The organism is Micromonospora globispora, assembly GCF_003857015.1.
Classification (GTDB): domain Bacteria; phylum Actinomycetota; class Actinomycetes; order Mycobacteriales; family Micromonosporaceae; genus Micromonospora; species Micromonospora globispora.
In genome coordinates, this window is record NZ_QGGF01000172.1 from 1 (window position 1) to 6,257 (window position 6,257).

Here is a 6,257-nt window from a genome sequence, read left to right on the forward strand (position 1 = left end):
GCGGCTGCGGCACGCGTTGCGGGAGTACTTCCCCGCCGCGTTGGCCGCCTTCGAGGACCTCGACGCCGCCGACACCCTGGAACTGCTCGCGAAGGCACCCGACCCGGCGAGCGCGGCGAAGCTGAGCCTGGCGCAGATCACCGCGGCCCTCAAACGGGCCCGCCGCCGCGACATCGCTGCCAAGGCCACGGCGATCCAGGCCGTTCTGCGCGCCGAGCACCTCGGCCAGCCGGCCGTGGTCACTGCCGCCTACGCCCCGTCCGTGCGCGCTCTGGTCGCGCTGCTGGTCACCCTCAACGAGCAGGTCAAGGCCCTGCAAGGGCAGGTCGAGGCCCATTTTGGCCGGCACCCGGACGCTGAGACCATCCTGTCCCAGCCTGGACTGGGTGCCGTCCTCGGCGCCCGGGTGCTCGCAGAGTTCGGCGACGACCACGGCCGCTACGCCTCGGCCAAGGCCCGCAAGAACTACGCCGCTACCAGCCCGATCACCCGCGCATCGGGCAAGAAGAAGACCGTCGCCGCCCGGTTCGTGCACAACGACCGGCTCATCGACGCCCTGATGACCCAGGCGTTCTCCGCGTTGAAAGCCTCGCCGGGCGCCCGCGCCTACTACGACCGGCAACGCGCCCGCGGCGCCAGCTACAACGCCGCACTGCGCCAGCTCGCCAACCGGCTCGTCGGCATCCTGCACGGATGCCTCAAAACCGGCACCCCATACAACGAGGCGACCGCCTGGTCCCACCACCTCGGCGAGGCTGCTGCTTGACATTCAAGCTCCTGGGATGTCTTTCAGTGACGGAATCAGTGACGTGGGCCGCGCAGCGCCAGGCTGGCGGTGGCGGTGAGCAGCAGCAGGACGGCGGTGGCCGTCAGGCTGAGGTGCAGGCCGTGCAGGAACGTGGCTTGCGAGGCGACGACGGCGCCGTAGACGGCGACGCCGAACGAGCCGCCCAGCTGACGGAAGGTGTTGAACACGCCGCTGGCCGTGCCGGCCCGGTGGTGCGGGACGCTGTCGAGGATCAGCGCCGTGATGGGCGGGACGGTGAACGAGCCGCCGACGCCGACCGGCACCATGGCCGCCGCGACCAGCAGGACCGGGGCGTCGGCGGGCAGCAGTACCAGCCCGGCCAGGCCGGCCGCCATCACCAGCTGGCCGCCGATGATCGGCGCCGCCGGGCCGAGGCGGACGGCGGTGCGGGCAGCGAGCGGGTTGAGGATCGCGACCAGGGCGGTCATCGGCAGGAACAGCAGGCCGGTGACGAACGGCGACGCACCGCGCAGCTGCTGGAAGTACAGCGACTGGAGAAAGACCACGCCGTAGAAGCCGACCATGCCGAGGAAGCTCACGATCAGGGCGACGCTGACCGTGCGCGAACGGAACAGGTCCAGGGGCACCATGGGATGCCGACCGCGGGCCTGCGCCGCCAGGAACACCACGGCGGCGACGACGGCGACCGCGAACGCCGCGAGGATCCGGCGGTTGCCGTAGCCCAGGTTTCCGCCCTCGATGACCGCATAGGTCAACCCGGCCAGCGCGACCACGGCGGCGACCTGCCCGGTCCAGTCGAACGGAGCGTCGTGCCGCGGCGAGTCGGCGGCCCCGCGCAGCACCAGCACGGCGACGACGCCGACCGGCAGGTTGAGGAAGAAGATCAGCCGCCAGTCGAGCTGCGTCAGCGCGCCGCCGAGCACCGGCCCGGCCGCGGCCGCGATCGACCCGCCCATCGCCCAGTAGGCGATCGCCCGCGCCCGGGCGGCGCTGTCGTGGTAGGCGGCCCGGATCAGCGCCAGCGACGTCGGTGTGACCAGCGCCGCGCCGACGCCCTGCACCACCCGCGCCGCGATCAACCAGCCCAGGCTCGGCGCCAGCCCGCACACCACGGAGGCCGTCACGAACACCAGCATGCCGACCCCGTACGCGCGGCGGGCGCCGATCCGGTCGGAACACGTACCGGCGAACAGCAGCAGCGCGGAGAACATCAGCGTGTAACCGGTGACCACCCACTGCAGCCCGGCCAGGCTGCCGGCGAGATCCCGGCTGATGTCGGGCAGCGCGACATTGACGACCTGCGTGTCGAGGGTGACGACCGCGAAGCCGAGCATCGCCACCACCAGCGACGCCCGTGACCGCACGGCCGGTGAGGCCGCCGCCGGGGCGGTGAGCGCGGCGGGAGAGGAAAGGGACATGCCTCCAGGGAACCGTCAGCCGCGACCGGGAGGGAGTCACCGTGTAAAGGGGTAATGGCAGGGACCCCCTTACCCCGTGCGGGCTGCCTAGCCTGGGGTTATGGGTACGGACAACCGCAACGAGGTCCGCGCGTTCCTCACCTCACGCCGGGCGAAGATCAGCCCCGAGCAGGCCGGCATCCCCGCCTACGGCAGCCGGCGCGTCGCCGGACTGCGCCGCGGCGAGGTCGCCGCGCTCGCCGGGGTGAGCGTCGAGTACTACACCCGTCTGGAACGCGGCAACCTCACCGGCGTGTCCGACAGCGTCCTGGACGCCATCGCCCGCGCCCTGCAACTCGACGACACCGAGACCGCGCACCTGCACCACTTGGCCCGCGCCGCCGGCCCTCAGCCCGCCGGGACCCGCGCCCGCCGCGACAGCACGCCTGAAATCCGGCCCGCGATCCACCGCCTGCTGAACTTCATGACGGGCGTGCCCGCGTTCCTGCGCAACTACCGCTTCGACATCCTCGCCGCGAACCCGCTCGGCAAGGCTCTCTACGCGCCCCTGTTCTCCACCGGCGTGGCGCTGCCGGTGAACTCGATGCGCTTCACGTTCCTGGACCCGCACGCGCAGGTGTTCTATCCGGAATGGGCCAAGACGGCCCGCTCCGCCGTTGGCTCGTTGCGCATCGCCGCTGCCCAGCACCCGCACGACAAGCAGCTGATGAACCTCATTGGTGAGCTGTCCATGCGCAGCGACGCCTTCCGTACGTGGTGGGCCACCCAGGACGTCTTCGTACACCGGCACGGCACGAAACGCTTCCGCCACCCCGCCATCGGTGACCTCGAACTCGCCTACGAGGGGCTCGAGCTGGCCGGCGACGAGACCCTGAGCATCGTGACCTACTCCGCCGAACCGGGTACCCCCTCCGGTGACGGTCTTGAGCTGCTCGCCACCTGGGCCGCGACGCAGGAGAGCGGCCCGGCCCACGTCGACCGGTGACGCTCCCGGGGATCAGCCGGCCAGCAGACCGATGCGGCGTAGCCAAGCCTCGACGGCCGGCTCAGCGTCGGCGACTTCCTCACCGCGCACGGCAAGGCCCTCCCCGAGCGTCGCGCCGCGGCACGAGGCGGCGTAGTCACGTTCGGTGGTTCCCAGGCCGCTCATCGCGTACGTCGTCAACGGGTGAATCGTCTTGCCGGTGAAGTCGAAGCCCTCGGCGAACGTCGCCATGATCATGGGTGCTCGAACGTTCCAGATCGGGCTGCCCAAGATGATCGTGTCGTAGCGTGCGATCGAGGCCAGGGGGTTCCCGATGGCCGGCCGGGCGTTCGCCTGCTGCTCCCGCACGTTACGCGCGACCGTCGGGTCGTAGTCGTCGGGGTAGGGATCGGCGGCCTCGATCCGGTGCACGTCGCAGCCGATCAGCCGCCTGATCATGCCGGCCACGACCTCGGTGTTGCCGATTGTGAGGCGCTTACGGCCACCGTTGAAGTAGTTCTCCCCGGCGCGGGAGAAGTAGACCAGCAGCAGCCTGCTTCCGCCGGATGAGGACGGAACAGGGCCGCCGCGGGATTCGTTGCCGGCCGTCGATGACCCTGCCGGGGAAGGCGTAGGGGAATCGGTGCAGGCGCTCAGCGCCGCCCCGGCCGCCGTACCGGCGGCGCCGAGCAGTGCGCCCCGAAGTATCGCTCGGCGCGGGTGCCTGTTCATCGCTTCCATCAGTTCTCCCAGATGAGCAGGATCGGGCGGGCGCCGAGGCCCGCCCCGGCCTGCAGGTCGGCGGCGCGGCGGCGCTTCCACGCCAGATGCTGGAAACCTCCAGCGAACCCAACCTGCGACGTCCCGCCAGCGCGGTCGCCGTCGCCGCCGTGGCACCGCCCGCCGGACGCGGGCGTCGCGGTGTGGGTATCTGCTCACCCGAGGAGCAACCCGCCACCCCGGCCACCACAGGAACCGCCGCGAGACCGGCCGCACCCAGCAAAAGCCGGCGACGACTGTTGTGGCCAGACATTCAGCAGCACCTCGTTATCAGCGACATGGGCATGGCTGTCACCTCATGCAACCCGTACCGCCGATGACGAGGGAGCCTCTGCTGAAAGGGGTAATGCCAGGGCCCCAGACCGCTATGCCAATCGACGACACATCCGCCGTGCTCCGGTCATGCCTGCGCTGAGCCTCTGCCGGGTCACTGTCCCCGAGCGCGGGGAAGGATGACTGCCCCGGAATGATCACGACGATGACGCCGGCGGCATCGCCCTCGCAGACTGGCCGCGTGGCCGAGGACCTGAATCCAAGGTACCCGTCCGGCCCCAGCGGCACCGCTACTCTGCGACCTACGAGCAGAAGGTCCTGGCCGAGTACGAGGTGCTGGGCCGGGCCGGGAAGGGCGCGCTGTTGCGCCGAAAGGCGGCCGGTTAATCGCATGTCCGACCCACGAGAAGCTCCCCCTGCGGGCGATGACCCGCAGGGCGGTGATGGCCGGCACGCCACTACTGCCTGGGCCCGTGAGGTCTCGCCGCTCGAGCTGTTCTACGACCTCGTGTTCGTCTTCGCCGTTTCGCAGCTGTCCGAGCACCTGCTGCACGACCTTACCTGGCAGGGTGCAGCCGAGACCCTCGTGCTGCTCTGCGCGGTGTTCACCGTGTGGCTACTAACCACGTTCGAGGCGACCTACTTCGACATCACCCGTCGCCACACCCAGGCCGCAGTGCTCACGGCGATGGCCCTTGGGCTGTTCATGAATGCCGCGATCGGGATCGCGTTCACGGTCCACGGCGGATGGGCGTTCGTCGTCCCGCTCGTCGGCACCCAGATCGCCCGCGGCATCGTCACCGCCACCACGGCACCGACGCCGCTGCTACGGCAGCACTATCGCCGGGCGCTCACCTGGTTGCTCGCCTCGGCCCCGTTCTGGATCGTCGGCGCGGCCATCGCGCCCGGAACACGCCTGTGGTGGTGGGGCGCGGCGACCGCGATCGACGTCACCGGCGTATGGCTCGCTCACCCCTGGCCGCATCAACGCTTGCAGACACGCCACATCGCCTTCGACTACGCCCACATGGCCGAACGACTCCGGCTCTTCCTGCTCATCGCACTCGGCGAGGTCGTCCTCACCTCCGCGACCGCCATCGCCGAGGCGCCAACCGAACCCGTCACCATACTCGCCGGCGTCGCCGCATTCGTGCTCGTCGCCGCCCTCTGGGCGTTCTACTTCGCGGGCAGCCCCGTCGTCGTCGACCGCCAGGAGACACCGACCACCGACCCGATCTGGACCGCACGGATGGGCGCCAACGGCCAGTACGTCGTCCTCGCCGGACTCGTCACCACCGCCGTCGGCTGCCAGGCCGTCATCACGCACCCACGCGGCGCGGAATCACTCACCATCGGGCTCCTCCTCGGCGGCGGCCCCCTGCTCTACGTCGCCACCCAGACCTGGTACCTGCGGCTCACCACACGCACCCGGCTCACCACCAGATGGATCGCCTGCCTGGTCCTCGCCGCCGCCATCCCCCTCGCCGCCGCCCTGCCCCCGCTGGCCACACTCGGCCTCGTCGCCGTGACCCTCGCAGCCCTCAGCCTGATCGCACCACGACACCGGTACGTCCGTTGAGCGTCGCTTCCCGACCGGTCTGCGCGGCAACATCGGCCGGCGGGCGCCAACGGCTGCCCGGCGCGCAGGGTGGACCGGTCCTCATCACGCGACACCTTCGTCTCCAGCTTGCCCGACCCCGCCCCGTCGGAGTCAGAGAAATCGTGGCCGGAAGGGCCATGCCAAAGCTCTCCGGCCGAACCACGTCGACGCGCGGCCCCGACGGTCCACTGCACCGGAGCCACCAGCACGAAGAACGCGCCGATGACCAACACCACCGTGGCCGCGACGCCCCTCAGCGACGCCCACGCCAGCGAGCGACGACTACGGCCAGTGATGTGCAAACCGGCGGCCGGCGCGCGCGGTCAGCGGCAGAAGCGTGCACCCGCCCATAAGCGCGGGCTCAAAAGACGGCCGGAAAGTTAGGAACGAGTGGTCTGCGATGCGGTTCGGCTGAAGCAGCGTTTACCGGGCGTTCGAGGGGCGCGACGCGGC

General features: G+C 70.6%; 5 protein-coding genes. 3 read left to right on the forward strand and 2 right to left on the reverse strand.

Translation table 11 applies throughout. The features are described from left to right. The coding region (locus DKL51_RS06560) for a transposase (RefSeq protein ID WP_148097736.1) at window positions 1-766 on the forward strand (766 nt) is incomplete at its 5' end. Window positions 767-801: 35 nt separating this feature from the next. Here the strand turns inward: DKL51_RS06560 and DKL51_RS06565 are convergent. Next, window positions 802-2,187, reverse strand: a complete 1,386-nt coding sequence (locus tag DKL51_RS06565) for an MFS transporter (RefSeq protein ID WP_109945291.1) — start codon at window positions 2,185-2,187, stop codon at window positions 802-804. 100 nt (window positions 2,188-2,287) lie between these two features. On the opposite strand from DKL51_RS06565, the gene DKL51_RS06570 reads away from it, so the two are divergent. Beyond that, window positions 2,288-3,172, forward strand: coding sequence for a helix-turn-helix transcriptional regulator (locus tag DKL51_RS06570; RefSeq protein ID WP_109945292.1), 885 nt, complete (start codon window positions 2,288-2,290; stop codon window positions 3,170-3,172). A 12-nt stretch (window positions 3,173-3,184) separates the two neighbouring features. On the opposite strand, the gene DKL51_RS06575 is transcribed toward DKL51_RS06570, so the two are convergent. Further along, on the reverse strand, window positions 3,185-3,892 hold the full coding sequence (locus DKL51_RS06575; protein WP_109945293.1) for a flavodoxin: 708 nt from the start codon (window positions 3,890-3,892) through the stop codon (window positions 3,185-3,187). Between the two features lie 703 nt (window positions 3,893-4,595). On the opposite strand from DKL51_RS06575, the gene DKL51_RS06580 reads away from it, so the two are divergent. Continuing rightward, a complete protein-coding gene (locus DKL51_RS06580; protein WP_109945295.1) occupies window positions 4,596-5,783 on the forward strand; it encodes a low temperature requirement protein A in 1,188 nt (395 codons plus the stop codon). The last annotated feature ends 474 nt before the right edge of the window (window positions 5,784-6,257 follow it).

Bases quoted from the DNA above. Each gene is read 5' to 3' on its own strand.
- DKL51_RS06575 (WP_109945293.1), bottom strand. From the start codon at position 3,892: ATGGAAGCGATGAACAGGCACCCGCGCCGAGCGATACTTCGGGGCGCA.
- DKL51_RS06565 (WP_109945291.1), bottom strand. From the start codon at position 2,187: ATGTCCCTTTCCTCTCCCGCCGCGCTCACCGCCCCGGCGGCGGCCTCA.
- DKL51_RS06570 (WP_109945292.1), top strand. From the start codon at position 2,288: ATGGGTACGGACAACCGCAACGAGGTCCGCGCGTTCCTCACCTCACGC.
- DKL51_RS06580 (WP_109945295.1), top strand. From the start codon at position 4,596: ATGTCCGACCCACGAGAAGCTCCCCCTGCGGGCGATGACCCGCAGGGC.